The 20,616-nt window shown below is 68.6% G+C and carries 18 protein-coding genes; 9 read left to right on the top strand and 9 right to left on the bottom strand.

Translation table 11 applies throughout. The features are described 5' to 3' along the window. The first annotated feature begins 12 nt into the window (after positions 1-12). The 4 genes from EV137_RS19990 (at position 13) to EV137_RS19975 (ending at position 6,138) form a co-directional block, all read left to right on the top strand. Positions 13-2,235 (top strand): bifunctional glycosyltransferase/CDP-glycerol:glycerophosphate glycerophosphotransferase, encoded by a 2,223-nt coding sequence (locus tag EV137_RS19990; RefSeq protein ID WP_134130310.1) that lies wholly within the window; start codon positions 13-15, stop codon positions 2,233-2,235. 127 nt (positions 2,236-2,362) lie between these two features. Beyond that, positions 2,363-4,033, top strand: coding sequence for an arginine--tRNA ligase (gene argS, locus EV137_RS19985; RefSeq protein WP_134130850.1), 1,671 nt, complete (start codon positions 2,363-2,365; stop codon positions 4,031-4,033). Between the two features lie 47 nt (positions 4,034-4,080). After that, entirely contained in the window at positions 4,081-5,121 is a 1,041-nt protein-coding gene (locus EV137_RS19980) for an alpha/beta hydrolase-fold protein (protein WP_134130309.1), read from the top strand. Between the two features lie 36 nt (positions 5,122-5,157). Beyond that, complete coding sequence (locus EV137_RS19975; protein WP_134130308.1) at positions 5,158-6,138, top strand: GNAT family N-acetyltransferase; 981 nt, start codon at positions 5,158-5,160, stop codon at positions 6,136-6,138. On the opposite strand, the gene EV137_RS19970 is transcribed toward EV137_RS19975, so the two are convergent. Further along, positions 6,127-7,605: an MFS transporter gene (locus EV137_RS19970; RefSeq protein ID WP_134130307.1), complete on the bottom strand. Its 1,479-nt coding sequence runs from the start codon at positions 7,603-7,605 to the stop codon at positions 6,127-6,129. The two genes, EV137_RS19975 and EV137_RS19970, sit on opposite strands and share 12 nt — an antisense overlap. Before the next feature lie 122 nt (positions 7,606-7,727). On the opposite strand from EV137_RS19970, the gene EV137_RS19965 reads away from it, so the two are divergent. Then, the gene (locus EV137_RS19965; protein WP_134002482.1) at positions 7,728-8,306 is read left to right on the top strand and encodes a TetR/AcrR family transcriptional regulator; all 579 of its coding nucleotides are present in this window, start codon (positions 7,728-7,730) and stop codon (positions 8,304-8,306) included. Here EV137_RS19965 and EV137_RS19960 read toward each other — a convergent pair. Continuing rightward, positions 8,287-8,805 carry a dTDP-4-dehydrorhamnose 3,5-epimerase family protein gene (locus EV137_RS19960; RefSeq protein ID WP_134130306.1) on the bottom strand — a complete coding sequence of 173 codons (519 nt, stop codon included), beginning with the start codon at positions 8,803-8,805 and terminating at the stop codon, positions 8,287-8,289. The two genes, EV137_RS19965 and EV137_RS19960, sit on opposite strands and share 20 nt — an antisense overlap. Continuing rightward, a complete protein-coding gene (locus EV137_RS19955) occupies positions 8,802-10,007 on the bottom strand; it encodes a DUF2786 domain-containing protein (protein WP_238175436.1) in 1,206 nt (401 codons plus the stop codon). Before EV137_RS19955 ends, EV137_RS19960 begins: the two co-directional genes overlap by 4 nt. A gap of 166 nt (positions 10,008-10,173) precedes the next feature. Here EV137_RS19955 and EV137_RS19950 point away from each other — a divergent pair, with 166 nt between their 5' ends. Then, positions 10,174-11,565, top strand: coding sequence for an FAD-binding oxidoreductase (locus EV137_RS19950; protein ID WP_134130304.1), 1,392 nt, complete (start codon positions 10,174-10,176; stop codon positions 11,563-11,565). Here EV137_RS19950 and EV137_RS19945 read toward each other — a convergent pair. Genes EV137_RS19945 through EV137_RS19930 form a run of 4 tightly spaced genes read right to left on the bottom strand, consistent with a single transcriptional unit; the run spans position 11,562 to position 14,034 of the window. After that, a complete protein-coding gene (locus tag EV137_RS19945) occupies positions 11,562-12,311 on the bottom strand; it encodes an SDR family NAD(P)-dependent oxidoreductase (protein WP_134130303.1) in 750 nt (249 codons plus the stop codon). The genes EV137_RS19950 and EV137_RS19945 overlap by 4 nt on opposite strands. After that, positions 12,304-13,545 (bottom strand): AMP-binding protein, encoded by a 1,242-nt coding sequence (locus EV137_RS19940; RefSeq protein ID WP_134130302.1) that lies wholly within the window; start codon positions 13,543-13,545, stop codon positions 12,304-12,306. The genes EV137_RS19945 and EV137_RS19940 overlap by 8 nt, the downstream gene beginning before the upstream one ends. Then, positions 13,542-13,757 carry an acyl carrier protein gene (locus tag EV137_RS19935; RefSeq protein WP_238154955.1) on the bottom strand — a complete coding sequence of 72 codons (216 nt, stop codon included), beginning with the start codon at positions 13,755-13,757 and terminating at the stop codon, positions 13,542-13,544. The genes EV137_RS19940 and EV137_RS19935 overlap by 4 nt, the downstream gene beginning before the upstream one ends. Next, entirely contained in the window at positions 13,750-14,034 is a 285-nt protein-coding gene (locus EV137_RS19930) for a hypothetical protein (RefSeq protein WP_134002472.1), read from the bottom strand. Before EV137_RS19930 ends, EV137_RS19935 begins: the two co-directional genes overlap by 8 nt. 114 nt (positions 14,035-14,148) lie before the next feature. On the opposite strand from EV137_RS19930, the gene EV137_RS19925 reads away from it, so the two are divergent. Beyond that, the gene (locus EV137_RS19925) at positions 14,149-16,590 is read left to right on the top strand and encodes a hypothetical protein (RefSeq protein WP_202871048.1); all 2,442 of its coding nucleotides are present in this window, start codon (positions 14,149-14,151) and stop codon (positions 16,588-16,590) included. A 4-nt stretch (positions 16,591-16,594) separates the two neighbouring features. Here EV137_RS19925 and EV137_RS19920 read toward each other — a convergent pair whose 3' ends face one another. Next, entirely contained in the window at positions 16,595-18,169 is a 1,575-nt protein-coding gene (locus tag EV137_RS19920; protein ID WP_134130301.1) for a glycoside hydrolase family 10-like protein, read from the bottom strand. 84 nt (positions 18,170-18,253) lie between these two features. Between EV137_RS19920 and EV137_RS19915 the strand changes: the two genes are divergently transcribed. After that, the gene (locus EV137_RS19915; protein ID WP_134130300.1) at positions 18,254-18,763 is read left to right on the top strand and encodes a GNAT family N-acetyltransferase; all 510 of its coding nucleotides are present in this window, start codon (positions 18,254-18,256) and stop codon (positions 18,761-18,763) included. Then, a complete protein-coding gene (gene pseI, locus EV137_RS19910) occupies positions 18,760-19,812 on the top strand; it encodes a pseudaminic acid synthase (protein WP_134002466.1) in 1,053 nt (350 codons plus the stop codon). The genes EV137_RS19915 and pseI overlap by 4 nt, the downstream gene beginning before the upstream one ends. Here pseI and EV137_RS19905 read toward each other — a convergent pair. After that, on the bottom strand, positions 19,809-20,588 hold the full coding sequence (locus EV137_RS19905; protein WP_134130299.1) for a hypothetical protein: 780 nt from the start codon (positions 20,586-20,588) through the stop codon (positions 19,809-19,811). The genes pseI and EV137_RS19905 overlap by 4 nt on opposite strands. Between the last annotated feature and the right edge of the window lie 28 nt (positions 20,589-20,616).

The raw sequence follows: 20,616 nt of genomic DNA, 5'->3' as shown, positions 1-20,616 counted from the left end.
GGATGACTAGGCATGGCGCTCGGCACCGTCCCCAGGTTCAGCATCGTGGTCCCCTGCCATGCCTCGCGGGCCTGGCTGCGGCCGTGTCTGGACTCGGTGCTCGGGCAGTCGTTCACCGACTTCGAGGTGATCGGGGTGGACGACGCCGATCCGGACGGGTCCGGCCGGATCCTGGACGAGTACGCCGCCGCCGACGCGCGGGTCCGGGCGCTGCACCTGGACGACAACGTCGGCCTCGGACCGGCCCGGAACGCCGGCCTGAAGGAGTGCCGCGGCGAGTACGTGCTGTTCCTGGACGCCGACGACAGCTACCTGCCGGGCTCGCTGGAGGCCATCGCGGCCCGCATAGATATCGCCAACCAGCCGGACCTCGTGCTGTTCGACTACGAGCGGGTCTTCTGGGACGGCCGGGTCATGGGCAGCCAGCGGCACGACGCGTTCGCCCGCGAGGGCGCCGGGGTGTTCACGGCGGCCGAGCGGCCGATCTTCCTGACCTTCCTCGAGGTGGTCTGGAACAAGGCCTACCGCCGCCAGTTCCTGACCCGGCACGGCTTCGCCTTCACGAGCGGCTTCTACGAGGACGCGCCCTGGACCTACTCGACGATGCTGACCGCGGAGCGGATCGCCACCCTGGACCGGGTCGTCGTGCACTACCGGCAGCATCGGACCGGCGGCAACATCCACGCCACCAGCGGCCGCCGGCAGTGGGACATCTTCGACCAGTACGACCGCGTGCACGCGTTCATCCAGTCCGACCCGGAGCTGGCCGGCTGGCGCCGGTTCGCGTTCGACCGGTCGCTGGACCACATCCTCGCCGTACTCGCCAAGCCCGAGCGGATCGACGCCGACGACCGGGCCGAGTTCTTCCATACGGCGCACGCCTTCGCCAAGCGCTGGAAGCCGGAGGGGTACGGCGCCGACCGGACCGCCCGCGGGTTCAAGCGCTGGCTGCTGATCCACGACGACTACGCGACCTACTCCACGCTCAAGCTGAGCGCGCGGATGCTGCACGTCCCGAGTGCGGGCAAGACGGTCGGCAAGCTGCTGCGGCGCGGCAAGCTCGACCCGAACCTGGTCGCGTACGCCGCCTACTGGTTCAAGCAGTACGCCTGCAACCCGCGCGCGATCTACGAGAAGGCGGCCGAGCTGGCTCCGCACCTGCGCGGGGTCTGGGTCGTCGACAACGAGCACGTCGACGCGGTCCCGGAGGGCGTCGAGTACGTCGTCGCGGACTCCCCGGCGTACGAGAAGCTGCTCGACAAGGCGACGTACTTCGTCAGCAACATGAACTGGCCGAAGAACCTGGACAAGCGCGAGGGCCAGATCCATCTGCAGACCCAGCACGGTACGCCGCTGAAGACGATGGGCACCGATCTACGGCACCATCCCCAGGCGTGCAGGGACCTCGATCTCGACGAGCTCATGCGTCAGGTCGATCGCTGGGACTTCAACCTGTCCTCGAACCGGTACTCGTCGGAGATCTGGGAGCGCACCTACCCGTCGTACTTCGAGGAGCTCGAGTACGGCTATCCGCGCAACGACCGACTGCTCAACGCATCCCTGGAGCAGGTCCGGGCGGTCCGCGCAGCGCTCGGGTTCGACGACTCTCACCTGGTGATCCTGTACGCGCCGACGTTCCGCGACGGCGTCGACTCGGTACGACTGCCGACCGGGCTGCAAGACCTCGGCGGGACCGGCGTCCGGCTCGACCTGGACCAACTGGCGGCTGCGGCCGGTGAGCACGGCCGGGTGCTCGTGCGCACCCACTACTCGTTGTCCGCAGCACCGGAATCCCACTCCGGCGTGGTGATCGATGTGTCGCGGCACCCGCGGGTCGAGGACCTCATGCTGGCGGCCGACGTACTCATCTCGGACTACTCGTCGATCACCTTCGATTACGCGAACCTCGATCGGCCGATCATGCTGCACGTCGAGGACCAGGCGTTCTACGACGGCCGGCGTGGCACGTACTTCGACGTCGCCGAGTTCCCGCCCGGCGTGGTGGCACGGTCCGCCGAGGAGTTGTACGCCGCGCTCCGGAACGGCACGTTCGCCGCGCCCGAGGCGGCCAAGCACCGGCACCTGTACCGGGAGAAGTTCTGTGAGTTCGACGACGGGCGCGCGGCCGAACGCGTCGTACGGCGGGTGTTCCTGGGCGAGACCGACGTACCGGCGATCGCGCCGTTGGCCGAGCGGTCTCCGGCGCCGTCGGCGTACTTCGTGCATAATGGCTGACATGTCGATCAGCCTGAAGCCTGTCCACGCCCGGCGCGTGCGCTTCAGCCTGCGACGACGACGCACTGTCTGAACACCCAGCCTGTTCCAGTCGCGTCTCCTGAAGGACCTGGTCATGTCCGCAGTTCTGCCTGTCCTGTCCACCAGACTGTCCGCTGCCGCCCTGGCCGCTTTCGGTACGTCGTACGACCCCGAGCTGCGGTCGAGTACCAAGCCGGAGTTCGGTCACTACCAGAGCAATCTCGCGCTCCGGATCGGCAACGCCCTCGGCCAATCGCCGCGGGACGTCGCCGCACGCCTGGTCGCCTCGTTGCAGGTCGAGGACCTTTGCCAGACACCAGAGATCGCCGGCCCTGGATTCATCAACCTGACGTTGCTGCCGGAGACGCTGGCGAAGGCGGTCAACGAGCCGGAATCCTTTACCAGCAGGGGTCAGCGGGTCGTCGTCGACTATTCGCAACCGAACGTCGCGAAGCAGATGCACGTCGGCCATCTCCGGTCGACGGTAATCGGTGACGCACTCTGCAACGTCCTCGAGTTCGCCGGGTACGACGTGATCCGGCAGAACCACGTCGGCGACTGGGGCACGCAGTACGGGATGATGATCGAGCAACTGCTCGAGGAAGGTCTCGCCGCGGAATCCCTGGATCTGGAGGGATTGCAGCAGCTCTACGAGCGGAGCCGGAAGCACTTCGATGCCGACGGCACCTTTGCCGACAAATCGCGGCTGCGGGTGGTCGCGTTGCAGTCGGGCGATCCGGGGACGCGGGCGATGTGGCGGCACATGGTCGACGTGTCGCTGGACGACTTCGACAAGGTGTACGCCTTGCTCGGCAGCAACCTCGAGCGGACGGACGTCGTCGGCGAGAGCGCGTACAACGACGACCTGCCGCGGGTCGTGGCCGAGCTCGAACAGCAAGACCTGCTGACCGAGTCCGACGGCGCGATGTGCGCCTTCCTGCCAGGATTCCTCGGTCGCGACGGCGATCCGCTACCGGTGATCGTGCGGAAGTCCGATGGCGGATTCGGCTACAGCGCGACCGACCTCGCCGCCGTACGGCATCGGGTGAGCACGTTGCACGCGGACCGGATCGTGTACGTCGTGGACCATCGGCAGGCCCTGCACTTCGACATGATCTTCACGCTCGCGGGGACCGCCGGCTGGCTGCCGGCAACCGTACCGGCGGAACACGTCTCGTTCGGCACCGTGCTCGGCCCGAACGGAAAGCCCTTCAAAACAAGGGAAGGCGGCACCGTCAAGCTCGTCGACCTGTTGGAGAGCGCGGTCTCCCGGGCCGACGCGCTGCTGGCCGGCCGGGAGGGCGTCGACCGGGCCGCGACCGCACGGGCCGTGGGGATCGGCGCGGTCAAGTACGCCGACCTGTCGAGCGACCGGGGCAACGACTATGTGTTCGACCTGGACCGGATGGTCGCGATGACCGGCAACACCGGCCCGTACCTCCAGTACGCGCACGCGCGGCTCACCCGGCTGCTCGCCAAAGCAGGGACGACAGGTGAGCTCACCGAACTGAAGGACCCGGCCGAGCAGCGGCTCGCCCTCCTGCTCACCGGCTTCGGCGCCACCGTCGAGCAGGTCGCGGAGACGCTCCAGCCGCACAGGCTCTGCACCTATCTGTACGACGTCGCCTCCGCCCTCTCCGTGTTCTACGAGCAGTGCCCGGTGCTGAGCAGTGAGGGTGCGACGCGGGCAAGCCGGATCGCCCTCTGCACCGCAACCCGGAAGGTGTTGCAGGATGGACTCGGCCTGCTGGGGATCGAGGCCCCCGACGCAATGTGAGTCTGACGCAATGTGAGTCTGGCTCAATGTGAGCCTTTGGAGGACGAATGCTGCCGTGGTCGGCCGAGTTCAAGGGACGCCTGGACCAGACGACGTACACGAGTGAGTTGCTGCGCGGGAACCCGCTCGGCGACCCGCACGAGCGGCCGGTGCTGGTCTACCTGCCGCCGGGGTACGACGACCCCGACAACTCCGCCGAGCGGTACCCGTCGATCTACGTGACGATGGGCTACACCGGCCACGTCGGCATGTGGTTCAACCGGGTCCCGTTCCGGCAGCCGTACCCGGAGCTGCTGGACGCGATGTTCTCCGACGAGAGCGTGCCGCGGGCCGTCGTGGTGTTCGTCGACTCGTGGACGAAGTACGGCGGCAGCCAATGCCTCGACTCCCCCGGGACGGGGCAGTACCAGTCGTACCTCTGCGACGAGATCGTGCCGTGGGTCGATGCAACGTACCGGACCATCCCGGACCGCGATCACCGTGCGGTCACCGGTAAGTCGAGCGGTGGCTACACCGCGATGGTGACGCCGCTGCTGCGTCCGGACGTGTTCGGGGCGCTCGCGACGCATGCCGGTGACGCGCTCTTCGACGTCTGCTACCGGCCGGAGTTCCCGGAGCGCGCGCGGACGCTGCGGGACAAGTACGACGGCAGCTACGAGAAGTACTTCGAGGTACTCGCGACCAAGACCGGGCGGACCACCAACGAGGACCTGCACCTGCTGGAGATGTACGGGTACGCGTCGGCGTACTCCGCTGAGGCCGACGGCACGGTCCTACTGCCGTTCGACGATCTCGGCGCGATCGTCCCGGAGATCTGGGCCCGCTGGCTGTCCCGCGACCCGGTCGAGATGGTGAAGGAGCCGCAGTACGCCGATGCGCTGCGATCGCTCCGCGCAGTATGGATCGACGCCGGCCGGCAGGACGAGTACTACCTGGACCTCGGCGCCACGGCGTTCCATCGTGCTACGCGGGAGGCCGGTCTCCCGGACGAGCGGATCCACTTCGAGCTGTTCGAGGGCACCCACGGCGGCATCGAGTACCGCTACCCGATGGCAGTCCGCTGGCTGGCCGAGCAACTGACTAATTGACATGCCGTCACCGAGCAGACGCCGTACGGTCGAGCCATGAGCTGGCCGGAGGGGATCGAGGCGCGTCCGATGGACAAGGGCGACGTCGAGGCGTGGGCGGCACTGACGGCCGCCAAGGAGAAGGTCGACCAGGTCGGCGAGAACTACAGTGCCGAGGATCTCGCCGAGCAGCTGGAGCGGCCGGAACTCGATCTGGCCAACGACAGCATCAGCCTGTGGTCCGGCAACCGGATGATCGGCTATGGCATCGCACACAGCAGGACCACCGTGGTGGACGTGGACCGGGTCAACTCCGAGGGCGCCATAGATCCGGAGTGGCGCCGGCAGGGCCTCGGCACGACCCTGATGCGCTGGCTGATCCGTCGCGCCGGCGAACTGCATGCCGCCACGCACCCGGACGCCCCCGGTCAGGTCAGCGTCGGCGCGGGCAGCAACAACGTCAGCTTGACCAACCTGCTCGAAGGCCTGGGCTTCAAAGCCGAGCGGTTCTTCTTCGACATGCGGCGGCGGCTGGACCAACCGGTCCCGCCCGCGCCAGTGGTCGGCGGCCTCCAGCTCAGGTCGTACGACACGTCCTACGAGGAAGCGTTGCGGCAGACCCACTTCGAGGCCTTCTCCGACCATTGGGGCTGGTCCCCGCCCACCACGGAGGCGTGGCGAGCCCGGAACGTCGGATCACGGGCGTTCCGCGGAACGCAGTCGTACTACGTCCTCGACGGCGACACCATCGCGGCGTACGCCAACTGTTACGAGTGGGAAGCCGACACCGAGGCGACCGGAGTCCGGGAGCTGTACATAGGCCAGGTCGGCACCCGACGGGCGTACCGTGGCCGCGGACTGGCCCGTGCGGCCCTGGCGAAGGTGCTCGCCAAGGCCGCAGAGGCCGGGTACCAGCGGGCAGCGCTCGGCGTCGACGCCGACAACCCGACCGGAGCCCTCGGACTGTACGAGGGCCTCGGCTTCGTCACTCACCAGAAGTTCATCAGCTACGCGCTGCCCATCCCGTCAGACGTGTGAGTCCACGACTGCTGGGGTCTCGACCGGCTCCGGCGCTCCGCGGAACCACTTCCACGGCTGGACGGTGAACACGATCATCGCGAGGCTCACCGCTGCGTAGACCAGCGATCCGACGAACGCGGCGTGGACGCCGTCCACCAGCACCTCCCGGGGGATCGTCGACGTCGAGTTGCGGCTCGCCGTACCGAAGATCGTGACCAGGATGCCCAGACCGAGCGCGCCGCCGACCTGCTGGACCACGTTCAGCATGCCGGACGCGGCACCCGAGTCCTCCGGCGCGACGCCCGAGATGGCGCGGCCGACGAGCGGGATGAAGATCATCCCGGCACCCGCGCCGAACAGCAGCAGTGGTCCGACCACGTCGTGCAGGTAGGTGCTGTGCGAGTCCAGCCGAGTCAGCCAGATCGTCCCGAGCGTGACCAGCGTGGAGCCGATCAGCATCAGTTTCGCGCCGTCGATCCGGGCAATCAGCTTCGGCACCACTCGCGACTGGGCGAACAGCAGACCCGTCAGTGGCAGGAACGCCAGGCCGGCCGCGAACGGCTTGAGCCCGAGCACTCCCTGCAGGTACTGCGTGAGGAAGAAGAACATCCCGAACATCGTCCCGACGATCAGCAGCATGGTCAGGTACGACGCCGTCCGGGTCGCCGACCGGAACAGCCGCAGTGGCACGATCGGGTGGCTGACGCGACGCTCGATCAGCACGAACGAGACCAGCAGCACCACGCCCGCGGCGAACGCCACCAGGACCTCGGCGGCGGTCCAGCCCTTCTCGGCCACCCGGATGAAGCCGTAGACGAGCGACGTGATTCCGAGGGTCGAGGTGACCGCTCCGGCCACGTCGAAGCGGCCGGTCTCGGGCTCGGTCTCGGTCAGCACCTGGCGGGCCGTCAGGATCAGCGCCACACCGATCGGCACGTTGATGAACAGGCCCCAGCGCCACGATGCCCAGTCGGTCAGCATTCCCCCGAGCACCAGGCCGACGCTGCCGCCACCGGACGAGATCAGGCTGTAGTAGCCGAGTGCCTTCATCCGCTCGGGTCCTTCGCGGTACGTGAGCATCAGCAGCGTCAGAGCCGCCGGCGCCGCGATCGCACCGCCGATGCCTTGCAGAACGCGGGCGGCGAGCAGCAACTCGGCGTTCGGCGCGAGGCCTCCGAGCAGCGAGGCGAGCGTGAAGACGCTGACGCCGGTGAGGAACACCCGGCGGCGACCGAGCAGGTCACCGGCACGGGCGCCGAGCAGGAGCAGACCGCCGAACGCCAGCGCGTACGCGTTCTGCACCCAGGACAGGCTGGACGGGCTGAAGTGCAGGGCCTGCTGGATGTGAGGCATTGCGATGTTCACGACGGTCGCGTCGAGGATCACCATCAACTGGGTGACCAGGATGACCGCGAGAACGATCCCCGGCCGCCGCGCAGGCGTGCCCGAGGTGGCGCCGGCCGGCGCCGCGGATGTTGCCGACATATTGCTCCTTACCCCTGAGGGGCTACAGTTGAGACAGAAAGCGGAGCGCTCCTCCGGATACGATACGGAGGGTTCCTCCGCTTTGCAAGCGATATTGTTCTGGTGATCTGCGAGGAGGCTGGATGGCGCCACAACCCTTGCCGTGCGCACGTCCGACCCGTGCGGACGCGGCCCGGAACTACGACCGCCTGGTGACGGCCGCCCGGGAGACGTTCGCGGAGCACGGCACCGACACCTCACTCGAGGAGATCGCCCGCCGGGCCGGCGTCGGCATCGGCACGCTGTACCGCCGGTTCCCGAGCCGGACCGCGCTGCTCGAGGCGGTCTACGTCGACGAGATCCAGTCGGTCTGCGACCGTGCGTACGACTTCGACCGGGAACTGGAGCCGTTCGACGCGCTCGCCGCCTGGCTGCGCAGCTTCGTCGGGTACGGGCTGTCCAAGAAGAGCCTGTCGGGCGAGCTGATAGATGCCCTAGGCAAGGACTCGCCGTTCTTCCAGGCCTGCAAGGCGAATGTGCAAGAGGCCGGGAAACTCCTGCTCGACAAGGCGAAGGCGGCCGGCGACGTCCGGCCCGAGCTGGAGCTGGCGGACGTCCTGCGACTGGTCGGCGGTATCGCTCACAACGCCGACACCCAGCCGGAGCAGGCCCACCGCCTGCTCGACATCGTGCTCTGCGGACTCAGGCCCGCTGCCTCCTGAGTTCTGCCAGCGAAGGGTTCCCGGAGTCCCGCTCGGTGTACTTGAGCTGCTCGAGCGGCCACGCGATCGCCAGCTCCGGATCGAACAGGTCCACGGTCATCCGCTCCGGCGACCAGGGCTCGTTCACCAGGAAGTTGTACGTCGTGTGCGGCGTCAGTGTGCAGAACGAGTTCCCGACACCACGGGGCACGTAGAGCGCGTCCGACGTACCGAGTTCGAACGTCTCCACCTGGCCGAAGCCGTCACCGGGGCGGAGGTCGACGATCGCGGCGAACACCCGCCCGGACGACGGCGACAGGTACTTGTCCCAGGGTTCCGCGTGGATCCCGCGGACGATCCCGGCCACATCGAAGTGCGCGACGTTGTGCTGCACAACGTCCATCCCGAGCTCGGCCAGCTTCTCGCGGTGGAAGTTCTCCTTGAACCATCCGTCGTCGTGCGGCTGTACCTCCAGCTCGATCCGCAGTACGCCGGGGATTGCGGTCTCCTCGATCCTCACCGGCGTACCTGCCGGCGGCCCTCGAGCTGGGCCTGGTCGGCAGCGGTCACCCCCGCGTTCCACCCGGCGCCGTTGGTGATGCGGGTCCGTCGGGTAGTCGTGTTCGGGAAGAGCTGCGCGAACAACGCGTCGACCTGCTCCTCCCGCTTGGCCAGCACCGGCAACAGACGGTCCGCAGCCGCTTCGGGTACGGCGGCCTGCGTCGCCGCGGCCGTCTGCTCCAAACGCTCGCCGATCCGTTGCGCGTAGGCCATCAGGAACGACTGGCGGAACGATCGCGTCCGGGACTCACCCTGATGGCCGATATGTTTGCCAGCGGCAAGCATCGCGCGATTCGCCTGCACCAGAAGGGAAGTGCTGAGGATCTCGGTGTGTTGCAGGTCCACCTCGGCGCCGACGATGGTGACGACGGCCAGCTCGTCGATCACGACCGTGCGACACCGATTCGCCGCGGCGACCGCGCCGACCAGCTGTGCCTTGGCCGACACGTACGGCGTCTCGACCCAGAGCCGGCGCCCCGCGGAATCATCCGGGATCTCCACCTCTGCGTCCAGGAGGGCGCTGTCCAAGGAGAACTTCGCCATCAGCTCCTGCGCCTTACCGGACAACGCCTCCGCCTCGTCCGGGAACTCGGTCGCCTCCGCCTTCGCGAGCAGGCCGCGGATCCGCGCCAGCATCTTCCCGTTCGCCGGTACGGCGGGCTGCCCGCGGCGGACCGTCGTACCGGGTAATGGGTAGAGCCTGGCCAGGACCGGCAGGGTCTGGAGGAAGCCGGCCAGGGACAAGGCGTGATGCAGCGTGAGGTAGCGGCCGACGCGTGCGCCCGCTGCCCAAGCGGTCAGGCTTAGTTCAGTGAAGGGCTGCGGCACGCCGAGGTCTGTCAGTTGACCGAGCCAGCGGGGGTCGATGGTGGCGGGACGGTAACCGCGGTGTTCGGCCGAGATCGCTGCCAGCAGCAACGGCTCGACGCCGGCATCCAGCGTGCGGCGGCCGTGCTGGACCACATCGGCCGGCGCCCAGCCGCGCTCCCAGGCGGTGCGGAGCAAACCGGTGAGGAACGCCTGCACGCACCGATCCACCTGTGCCTGGTCGCGCTCGTCGTACGCACCCAGCTGGGCCAGGTGCGCGTCGGCGCGATCGTCGCGCACGGCAACGACCGCCGCAGCGGTCGGTAACAATCGCAGGATTTCCTGGTCACTCACGCCGTCGAGTCTGACACCCACCGAAGTTCCCACCCAAAACGGGAATCCATCCCCTTGTGGATAACCCCGCGAATCCCGACAGTAACTGAAGACAGCGCACGAACGACTGCTGTCAACAGGGGGTCAGGCACCGAGCCTGACGGCATCACATCGGGGAGGGGAAGCAATGACTCAACTTGCGGAAACCGGATTCGACGCGTTACGCGCGATCCTGGAGGGCCTTGCGCTGCGGCCGGGTGAAGAGGGGTACGACGAGGCGCGGCGGCTCTGGAACGCCGAGCACGACCGCCGTCCGGCGGTGATCGTGCGGCCACGGTCGGCCGCGGATGTGCAGGCCGCCGTCCGCTATGCGGTCGCCGAGGGCTTGGAGATCGCTGTCCGCGGGGGTGCGCACAGCATGGCCGGGCTGTCGTCGGTGGACGACGGCCTGATGATCGACCTGAGCCTGTTGAACCAGGTGTCGGTGGATCCCGAGGCCCGCCGGGCGCGTGCCGCCGGTGGTGCGCTGCTCGGGGATCTCGACGCCGCGACGCAGGAGTACGGTCTCGCCGTACCCGCCGGCATCGTCAGCCACACGGGAGTCGGCGGGCTGGTGCTCGGCGGCGGCATGGGTCTGCTGACCCGGCTGCACGGGCTCAGTATCGACAACCTGGAGTCGGTCCAGATCGTCACCGCGGACGGCAGCCTCCGGCGCGCCGCGGCGGACGAGAACACAGACCTGTTCTGGGCCGTCCGCGGCGGAGGCGGCAACTTCGGCGTGGTCACCGAGTTCGAGTTCCGGTTGCACCCGGCCGGGCCGATGGTGAACTACGGCATCGCGTTCTGGGGCGCGGAGCAGGGCGTCGAACTGTTCCGGGCCGCCCGCGAGGTGATCCCGGCACTGCCGCGCGAGGTGAACGTGGTGATCGCCGGCCTGAACGCGCCGCCGGCACCGTTCGTCCCCGAAGAGCACCACTTCAAGGTCGGATACGCGCTCATCGCGGTCGGATTCGGGTCGCCCGAGCAGCACGCCGAGGCGATGCGGCAACTGCGCGGGACGCTGCCGCCGCCGCTGTTCGAGTTCACGACGCCGATGCCGTACGTCGCCGTACAGCAGTCGATCGACGAGCCGAACGCCTGGGGAATGTGCCGCTACGAGAAGGGCGCCTACCTCGAGACGCTGACCGACGAGGCGATCGACGTGATCACCGAGCAGTTCCCGCAGAAAACGTCGCCGCTGTCGGTCACGATGTTCTACCACCTCGACCACGGCTACTTGGAGACGGCGGACGACGCGACCGCGTTCAGCGGGCAGCGCACCGAGCGCTACGCGGTGTTCATGATCGCAACGACGCCGGTCCGCGAGGCGCTCGAGGCCGAACGCACGTGGGTGCGGACGTTCTGGGACGCCCTGCAGCCGCACACCATCAACATCGGCAGCTACGTGAACGGTATGACCGAGCCCGACGAGGCCCGCATCCGGGCGTCGTACGGGGACAAGTACGACCGGCTCCGCGAGATCAAGCGGAAGTACGACCCGGACAACGTGTTCCACCGCAACCAGAACATCAGGCCCTAGATCGAGGCGGCGCCGTCCACGACCAGCACCTGGCCGTTGAGGTTCGTGTTCTCCAGGAGGAGCATGCGGACGACCGGAAGCACGTCCTCCGGCTCGGTCAGGTGGCCGGTCGGCGTCCGGCGGACGATCTGGTCGAGCTGGGTCTGGCCGAGGACCGCGGACATCTCCGAGGCGAAGAAACCCGGCGCGACGGCGTTGGCGAGGATGCGGCCACCGAGTTCACGGGCCAGTGAACGGGTGGCCGCGTCCATCCCGCCCTTGGTGGCCGAGTACGCGACCAGGCCGGGGTAGCCGCGTTGCGCGCAGATCGAGGTGATGTTCACGATCCGGCCCTTCAGGCCCTTCGCGAGCATCCGGCGCAGCACGAAGCGGGTGAGGATCAGCGGCGACGTCAGGTTCGTCTGGATGATCTCGGCCACGTGGTCTGCGGACGTGTGGACGTGTAACGAGTCCTGTCCGATCGCCGCATTGTTGACCAAGGCATCGATCGGGCCGAGCGTGCTCTCGACCGCCTTGACGAACGCCTGCCCGGCCGCGCCGTCGTTGATGTCGACGGAGCCGTAATGGAGGTGGTCCGGGTACTTCTCCCCGAGTGCGGTCAGCTCCGGCGTGACCGTACGGGCGAACGCGCCGACCTTGAGACCGGCCGCGAGCAGGTCGGTGACGATCGCGAGACCGAGACCGCGGGAACCGCCGGACACCAGCACGACCGAGGCCGGCGGGACGACACTGGGGGCTTCAGACATCGCTCTTCAGGGTTTCCTTCTGCGGGATCTGGTCGAGGAACTTGATCCGCCGCGGTACGCCGTAGTCCGGTAACCGGGTCGAACACCACTGGACCAGGTCGGTGTCCGTGATCGGGCCGAGCGACCGGTTCGGGACCACCTCGGCCGCGACCATCCGGCCGACCAACGGCGCCTTGCGGGCGAAGACGCGCGCCCAGGACACGCCCGGGTGGCCCATCAGCACGTTGCGGACCACGCCGGCCGAGACCTTGGACCCGCCGACGTTGATCTCGTCGGTGTCCAGGCGGCCGGTGATCAGCACCCGGTCCCCGTCGTACTCGACCCGGTCGCCGGTGCGGATCGCGCCGATCAGGCCGGCGCCGTGGTGCGGCGAGCGGATCACGAGCTCGTCGCCCTCGACGCTCAGGACCGGGCGCTCCGGGTGCGGGTCGCGGTCCAGCCAGGACCTGGGGAACCCGGCCTTGCCGTCGTGCACCACGATCGACGCGCCGACCTCCGAGGACGCGTAGATCCAGGAGATCCGCGTCGTCGGGAAGATCTCCCGGAGCTGGTCGAGGATCGCCTGGTCGACGGGCTCGCCGCCGAGCGTGATCTGCTCCAGCGGTACGCCGGCGAGCGCGTCGGCGTCGCGGTAGATCGCCTGCCGCCAGAATGTCGGCGTACCGGAGGCGGCCGTGACGCCGTGCTCGGTCGCGATCTTCGGCCAGTCCTCCAGCTCGCTCGGCTCGATCACGACCAGGCCCTGATCGGCCTGGGTCAGCGAGAGCGTGACGACCTGCCACCAGGCGTAGGTCCCGGGCGAGTACGGCAGCAGCCAGGTGCGCGGCGGCTGGTCGGCGGTGACGGTGGTCAGCGACTCCAGGGTGTGCCCGATGCGCTTCGGGCGGCCGGTGGAGCCGGAGGTGAGCAGCCAGGCGCGACCGGACTCCTCGACCCGCTTCAGTCGCGCTGGGGTGACTGACCCGTCGGGCAGGACGATCGCGAAACCGGACTCGCCCAGTTCCTCCCGCATGCGCTCGTCGACGCGGGACTCGGTCGCAACCAGTAACTCGGTGCCGTGCACCGCATGATGGCGGAGTGCGGCGAGTGCGTCGGCGCCGTTGTCGACCAGGACGGCCGCGGGCGACGGCAGCTGCGGCAGTTTGCGGAGGGTCCGCCAGGTCAGGCGCTTGCCGGCGACGACGACGGTGTTGTCGTCGCCGATCAAGGCGGTCGTGCGGCGCCGGGTGCTCACGCCGACTGGAGTTGCTCGATGAAATCCAGTACGTCGCCGACCGTCGCGATCCGGCGCAGCCCAGGGGCATCGAAGTTCAGCTCGTCACCGAGTTCGTCCTCCACCCGGAGTGCCAGCTCGGAGAAGTCCAGCGACCGGAACCCGATCTCGCGCAGGTCCGCCGTGTCCTCGGCCGGCAATGCCCGGCCCTGGGCCGTCATCACCTCACCCATCAACTCCCTGACCCGACTCCGATCCACCGAACTCATAGTCCCGCAGCCTAGCGCCGGACGTCCCGCACTCACCAACCGTCTGCGCCGTGGCCCCGTCACGCTCAGCCGAGCCCGCCAGAGCGGCCTCGCCGGACGTTGGTGAGTGCCAGCGGTCCTTCACCCGTTTGATCCGGCTGGTGATCTCCCAGCCGATCAGGGCGATCACCGGGCCCGCGGCGGCGAGTGCCGCCAGCAGGACCTCCTCCACCGGCAGGCCGGCGATGTGCTGCACGACCATCGGACCTCCCGAACACTGCGGGGCTGGGAGATTACTGAGTGTAAATGCGAAGTTCGTGGCAGTAAACGGCTCACCGGCCACGAAGGCGACTCGTCGGACTCATACACTTTGCCGATGATCAGACCGGGGAAGCGGCTTGCGGCCGGGCGCGGCAAGCGAACCGCGGCCTTGATGAGCCTGCCTGTGCTGCCCTTGGCCTGGTTCGTCGCGCTCCAGGAGCACCCGCCATGGATGGCGGCCGCGTACCTCGCGTACCTGCTGATCGTGATCGTCGTACCGGGCACGATGTTCTGGCGGCGGCTGACCGGCGGTGCCGGCTGGCGGTCGGCGGACGTGATCCTGGGTACGGCGTTCGGGCTGGCCGTCGAGGCGTTGCTCTACCCGCTGGGAATGCTGTTCGAGATGCCGTTCGCGGCGTTGCTGATGCCGGCGCTGGCGCTCGGGATGTTGCGCGGGCTGCCGCGCCGCAAACTGCCGGAACGGCCGACGCCGTGGTGGTCGATGGCCGGCGCGATGGTCGCGGTCGGCGTCGCGGCGGCCTGGTTCGTCCGGGTCGGCTCGCAGCTCGTCCCGCTCGACGGATCGGACGCGCTGCGGCCGAACTCCGACACTCCGCACAATCTCGCGCTGGCCGGTGAGGTCACGCACCACTTCCCGCCGAAGATCCCGTACGCCGACGGCGGGTGGCTGACCAGCCACTGGGCGGCGTACGAACACATCGCGTCCACGCACTGGATCACCAGCGTGCCGCTCGACGTACTGACGCATCGGATGGTGCCGTTCGCCTGGATCCTGCTCACCGTCCTGGGCGCGGCCGCGGTCGGGATGCTGCTGACCGGGCGTGCGGTCGCCGCTCCGATCGCTGCTGGGCTCGTGGTGGCCGGTGGCGACCTGGTGGCCTGGCCGTGGGCCGTGTCGGACCGGGTGTTCGCGGACGGGCCGTTCTCGCTCGGCGGGCTGACGAGTCCGTCGCAGGCGTTCTCGACGGTGCTGTTGCTGCCGCTGATAGCGGTGACGGCGTCGTTGTTGCGACGGCGGGCGGGGACGACGCGGGCCGAGTTGTTCCGGCTGTTCGTCGCCGCGGGCGTGCTGGTTGCCGCGTTGGCATTGACGAAGGCGACGACGCTGCCGGTGTACGCGACGGGCCTTGCGGTTGCGTGGATCTATCTGACGGTTCGCAGGGGTCGCCTGAATCTGCGTGCGTTGGTGCTCGGCGTCGGCGTTGCGGCGGCCTATACGTTGACGTTCTTCGTCGTACTGCGGGGCGCGGCGTCGAGCGTGCGGTTCGATCCGGGCGCGACGTTCGAGAGTCTCGCGGATCGGATGGGCGGTGGATCCGCGGTCGCGGTGATCGCGGTCGTGGTCGTCGTCGGGTGGGCCATGCCGGTGGTCGGCGCGTTGCTGATCAGGCGGCGGGTGGCTCGGGATCCGATGGTGGTGTTCCTGGTGGCCGGGTTCGTGGCCGCGGTGCTGGGCGCGTCGTTGCTGGCCGATCGTGGGGACACCCAACTGTTCTTCGTGCGGACCGGGTTCGTGTTCGGCGTACTGCTCGCGACCTGGGGGCTGGGTTCGCTCGAGCGCCGGCAGTACTGGGTCGCCGGGATCGCGATCGCCATCGGGGTCGCCGCGATCTACTGGGGCCGGTACCGGTCGCCGAAGTCGTGCACGACGGCCAACTGCTTCGGACAGGGCCTCGCGGTCGCGCTGGTGATCGCCGTGCTCGGGATCGGGGTATTCGGGCTGGTCCTGCGCGGTTCCAGACGTACCTGGGCTGTGATCGCAGTGGCGGTGCTGGTCGGTACGACGGTGTCGCCGACGGTCGCGTCCGTACGACGGTTCGCGAACCCGCCGCTGACGTCGTACGAGTCGATCGCACCGGGCGGGATCGAGGCGGCGCGCTTCATCCGGCGCAACTCCGGCTCGAACGATCGGATCGCCACGAACGTCCACTGCCACCAGCCACGGGCGTCCCACTGCCAGACGGGGTCGTACTGGATCGCCGGGTACGCCGAACGTCGCGTCCTCGTGGAGGGCTGGGCGTACCGGGCGCGGGTCGACGACTCCTACCCCGCGGGCGTCCAGGGACCGTACTGGAACCAGGACGAGCTGCGGCTGAACGACGAGGTGTTCAGCAACCCGAGCCGCCAGTTGATCGAGACGCTGCGGACGACGTACGGCGTCCAATGGCTGCTGCTCGACGAGCGCGTCAGCGCCCCGCCGAAGAACCTGGACAAGCTGACCGAACTCCGCTTCCAGCTGGGAACCATCCGCGTCTACCAGATCTACCCGCCGCCCCCGGAGAACCCGTTCCCCACGAGAACACCGTCCCCGACCGGCACGCCGACCCCAGGTTTCCCGACGCAGACCCCGGGCTCCCCTTCGAGCACGCCAGGGTCCCCGTCGACCAGCTTCCCGACCGGCACGCAGTTCCCCGGCCAGACTCAGCCGACCCAGCCCTCCCCCACCGGACCCCTGCCAACCTCCACCACCCCAACGTTCCCCACCACCCCAGTCCCGACGCAGATCACCACCACGCCGGGACTCAACAGCCCGTAGCGACTCAGCGGATGGTGACTGCCGGGATGGCGATGCTCTGGTTGGCGAGGCGGTCCAGGGCGGTTACCGAGTAGATGTACGCCGTACCGGGCGCGGCCGTGGTGTCTGTGTAGGACTGGCTGGCGCCGGTGGAGCGGACCGTGGCGACCAGGTTGCGGGCGTCGTTGTCGGGGCAGTGGTCTCCGCCGCGGAGCTCCCGGCGGTAGATCGCGTACGACGTGGTGTCGCTCGACGTCCTGGACCAGTTGACCTGTACGCCGTCACTCGTGCGCGTCGCGTGGACGGCGTGCACCGGGAGCGGTGCCCGCGAGTCGAGGGCGGGCATCGCGGGGATCAGCGCCGGCCGCGTGTACCAGGTGTTGTTGAGCAGCGTGGTCGCCCCGAGCCGGTCCGCGCGGACGTCCTTCGCGGAGAAGTAGATGTTGCCCTTCACCTCGGGGATCGTGCTGTCGAACGCCAGGTGGTCGCTCAGCTCGGCCGGGTCGGACCAGTCCGGCGACTGCGTCGACGTACCGACCTTGTACGTCGCCTCGCCGATGTAGAGGTGCACGTGCGTACCGCGGACCTGCTCCGCCCACCACGGCACGATCTTGTTGTAGTCCGCCGGCGCGAACCCACCGGCCCAGTAGACCTGCGGCACGATGTAGTCGATCCACTCCTCGCGGACCCACTTGCGGGTGTCCGCCGCGAGGTCGTCGTACGTCTGCACGCCGGCCGTGGTGTCGGTGCCCTCCGGGTCAGTCGCCTTGTTCCGCCAGACGGCGAACGGCGAGATGCCGAACTTCACCCACGGCTTGCTCGCGTGGATCTTCTGGTTCAGCTCCTGGATCAGCAGGTCGATGTTGTTCCGCCGCCAATCCTGCAGGTTGGAGAAGCCGCCGCCGTACTGCGCGTACGTCGCGGCGTCGTCGAAGACCTGACCGGCCACCGGGTACGGGTAGAAGTAGTCGTCGAAGTGCACGCCGTCGATGTCGTAGTTCGAGACCGCGTCCATGATCGCGTCCTCGACCAGCTTGCGAGCCGCCGGGATGCCGGGGTTGTAGTACAGCTTCCCGCCGTACGTGACGACCCAGTCCGGGTGCTGCCGCGCCGGGTGGGTCGGGAGCAGGCCGTTGATGTTGGTGTCCATCGAGAGCCGGTACGGGTTGAACCACGCGTGCAGCTCGAGGTTGCGCTTGTGCGCCTCGGCGACCGCGAAGGCCAGCGGGTCGTAGCCGGGGTCGCCGCCCTGTACGCCGGTCAGATACTTCGACCAGGGCTCGACCTTGGACGGCCAGAAGGCATCCGCGGTCGGACGGACCTGCAGGATGACCGCGTTGTGGTTCTGCCGCACCGCGTCGTCGAGCCAGCCGATCAGCTCGGACTGCTGCTGCGCGGCGCTCAGACCGGTCTTCGACGGCCAGTCGATGTTCACCACCGACGCGACCCAGCTCGCCCGGAACTGCCGCAGTGGCGTGGACGCGTTCGGCGCACACGTCTGCTGACCGTCCGCCTCCGCGGCGGACGCCGTACCGGTCAGCCCGCCCATCAACAGCCCCGCCGTCACGCCCAGGACACCCATCGCTCGCCAGACTTTCATGTCACTCTCCGACCGTCGTTCAAGGTGAAGTCGAAAGATGTTTACACACCAAGGCACCTCAAGAGAAGGCGCTAGGTTAAGAGCATGCTGCGCGCCGCGACCGAAGACGACGTCGACACGATCCGGCGGTTGCGAAATCAGCAGGCGAACCGTGACGTGAGCATCACCTCACACGAGATCACAGCCGACGAGCACGCGGCGTGGTGGGCCAAGACCTCGGCCGATCCCTCGCGGCGGGTGCTGATCTACGAGCGGGCCGGCCGGCTCGCCGGAGTGGTGAACTTCTTCGATCTCGAGGGGACGACCGGCGCGTGGGGGTTCTTCCTCGACGCGGACGGGCTCGCGGAGCGCGGCGAGACACTCCCGGCGTGGATCGAGATCATGCGCGAGGCCACGGCGTACGCGTTCGACGAGCTCGGGCTCGAGCTGCTGACCGGCGAGGTGCTCGAACACAACACCGTGGTCCGGCAGATGAACCGGCGGTTCCGGTTCACCGAGGGCACGCCGGAGACGCGGTACGCCGGCGGACGCGAGATCACCGTGATTCCGATCAGCCTGCGCAAGCAGGACCGTAGAACCCAGGGGACGAAATGAGCACCACCATCGAGATCGGCGGCGTCAAGGTCGGACCGGACCACCAGCCGTTCGTCATCGCGGAGATGTCCGGGAATCACAACGGCGACCTGGAGCGGGCGCTGGACATCGTCCGCGCGGTCGCCGAGTCCGGTGCGCAGGCGCTGAAGCTGCAGACGTACACCGCGGACACGATGACGCTCGACCTCGACCTGCCGGCGTTCCGGCTGCCGGCGGAGCACGAGCTGTGGAGCGAGGCGCGGCTGTACGACCTGTACAACGAGGCGCACACGCCGTGGGCGTGGCACGAGCCGATCTTCGAGCTCGCGAAGTCCCTCGGCCTGGTCGCGTTCTCGTCCGCGTTCGACAGCACCGCGATCGATTTCCTGGAGAAGCTCGACGTACCGGCGTACAAGGTCGCGTCGAACGAGATCGGCGACCTTCCGCTCGTCCGGGGCATGGCGGAGACCGGGAAGCCGATCATCATCTCCACCGGGTCGGCGACACTCACCGACATCGACGCCGCGGTCCGCGCCGCGCGGTCGACCGGCAACGAGCAGATCATCGTGCTGTCCTGTACGGCGAGTTACCCCGCGCCACCTGAGCAGTCCAATCTGCGCGGTATCCCGGTCCTTCGCGACGCTCTCGGCGTACAGGTCGGCCTCTCCGACCACACGATGGGCATCGGCGCCGCCGTGGCCGCGGTCGCGCTCGGTGCGACGGTGATCGAGAAGCATGTGACGCTGAAGCGCGTCGACGGCGGCGTCGACTCGGCGTTCTCGCTCGAGCCCTGGGAGCTGGAGCTTCTCGTCGAAAGCACGCGCGTCGCGCAACTGTCGCTCGGCGAGCCGGTCATCGGCCCGAAGCAGGCAGAACAGAACGTCCTCCGCTTCCGCCGCTCCCTCTTCGTCACCCAGGACGTCCGCGCCGGCGACCTCATCACCTTCGAAAACGTCCGCTCCATCCGCCCCGCCGGCGGCCTGGCCCCCGACCTGTTCACCCAGGTCGAAGGCCGCCCGTTCCGGGTGGACGTCCAGGCGGGCACGCCGCTCACGTGGGACCTGCTCTAGCCCTTCAGCGCGGAGGTCAGACCGTCACGGGTCTTGCCCGCGAACGCGAGGAACGACGCCTCTGGATTGGCGTACGCATCCAAGCGGAACAGCACGACGTAAGTCGCCGTGCGGTACTGCAAGGTGCGCTCGGTCCAGGCCTTGCCCGCGATCGGGTAGGTGCGCACGATGTAACGCGCCCGGACCCCGAATCCCGGCAGTGGCCGCTCGACGACCGAGGCGAGCTCCCGGCCGTCGACCTGGACGTGCGCGCACTCGGCCGGCGTCGGCTGCCGCTGATCGAGCAACCTGTCCCCCAACGGGGCAGCCAGTTCGACGATGTTGACGCTGACAAAGGGCCTCGCCGGCCCGGTAGTCGGTCCCAGCGCCGCGAACGCCGCGACGCCGGGCGTAGCCGGTGCGACGAAGTCGCCCGGCACACCAGGCACACCCACGTACCGAATGACGTCCCGGCAGAGCTCCGGCGAGACCGTACGCCCGGCCAACGGATCGGTCCTGGGCTTCCAGTCGGCCCGAGGCGGATACGGGTAGTAGTCCTTTCCCAGCAAGTGCGTGCCGTACGCGTCCGGAAGCGCAGACCACAGGTCCTTGACCGCGTACTGGTGCGGTCCGGTCGTCGGCGTGACCGCCACTCGAGGTACGGGCGTCATCCGCGGTACGACCGAGGCCGGTGCCGAAGGTCCGCTCGAAGGCCCGGGATCAGCGTCCCGGCTCGGCTTGGTACAGGCGCTGAGCGAAACCGCCAGGCAGATGCCCGCAGCCAGCCACCGACTCACCGCGGCCCCTCCCCCTGGGATCATGTTC

The sequence above is a fragment of the Kribbella pratensis genome, from assembly GCF_004366075.1.
In the GTDB taxonomy this organism is placed as follows: Bacteria; Actinomycetota; Actinomycetes; order Propionibacteriales; family Kribbellaceae; genus Kribbella; species Kribbella pratensis.
This window is presented reverse-complemented; position numbering and strand designations above follow the sequence as displayed.

Bases quoted from the DNA above. Each gene is read 5' to 3' on its own strand.
- EV137_RS19990 (WP_134130310.1), top strand. From the start codon at position 13: ATGGCGCTCGGCACCGTCCCCAGGTTCAGCATCGTGGTCCCCTGCCAT.
- EV137_RS19980 (WP_134130309.1), top strand. From the start codon at position 4,081: ATGCTGCCGTGGTCGGCCGAGTTCAAGGGACGCCTGGACCAGACGACG.
- EV137_RS19975 (WP_134130308.1), top strand. From the start codon at position 5,158: ATGAGCTGGCCGGAGGGGATCGAGGCGCGTCCGATGGACAAGGGCGAC.
- EV137_RS19970 (WP_134130307.1), bottom strand. From the start codon at position 7,605: ATGTCGGCAACATCCGCGGCGCCGGCCGGCGCCACCTCGGGCACGCCT.
- EV137_RS19965 (WP_134002482.1), top strand. From the start codon at position 7,728: ATGGCGCCACAACCCTTGCCGTGCGCACGTCCGACCCGTGCGGACGCG.
- EV137_RS19950 (WP_134130304.1), top strand. From the start codon at position 10,174: ATGACTCAACTTGCGGAAACCGGATTCGACGCGTTACGCGCGATCCTG.
- EV137_RS19945 (WP_134130303.1), bottom strand. From the start codon at position 12,311: ATGTCTGAAGCCCCCAGTGTCGTCCCGCCGGCCTCGGTCGTGCTGGTG.
- EV137_RS19935 (WP_238154955.1), bottom strand. From the start codon at position 13,757: ATGGGTGAGGTGATGACGGCCCAGGGCCGGGCATTGCCGGCCGAGGAC.
- EV137_RS19930 (WP_134002472.1), bottom strand. From the start codon at position 14,034: ATGGTCGTGCAGCACATCGCCGGCCTGCCGGTGGAGGAGGTCCTGCTG.
- EV137_RS19925 (WP_202871048.1), top strand. From the start codon at position 14,149: ATGATCAGACCGGGGAAGCGGCTTGCGGCCGGGCGCGGCAAGCGAACC.
- EV137_RS19920 (WP_134130301.1), bottom strand. From the start codon at position 18,169: ATGAAAGTCTGGCGAGCGATGGGTGTCCTGGGCGTGACGGCGGGGCTG.
- EV137_RS19915 (WP_134130300.1), top strand. From the start codon at position 18,254: ATGCTGCGCGCCGCGACCGAAGACGACGTCGACACGATCCGGCGGTTG.
- pseI (WP_134002466.1), top strand. From the start codon at position 18,760: ATGAGCACCACCATCGAGATCGGCGGCGTCAAGGTCGGACCGGACCAC.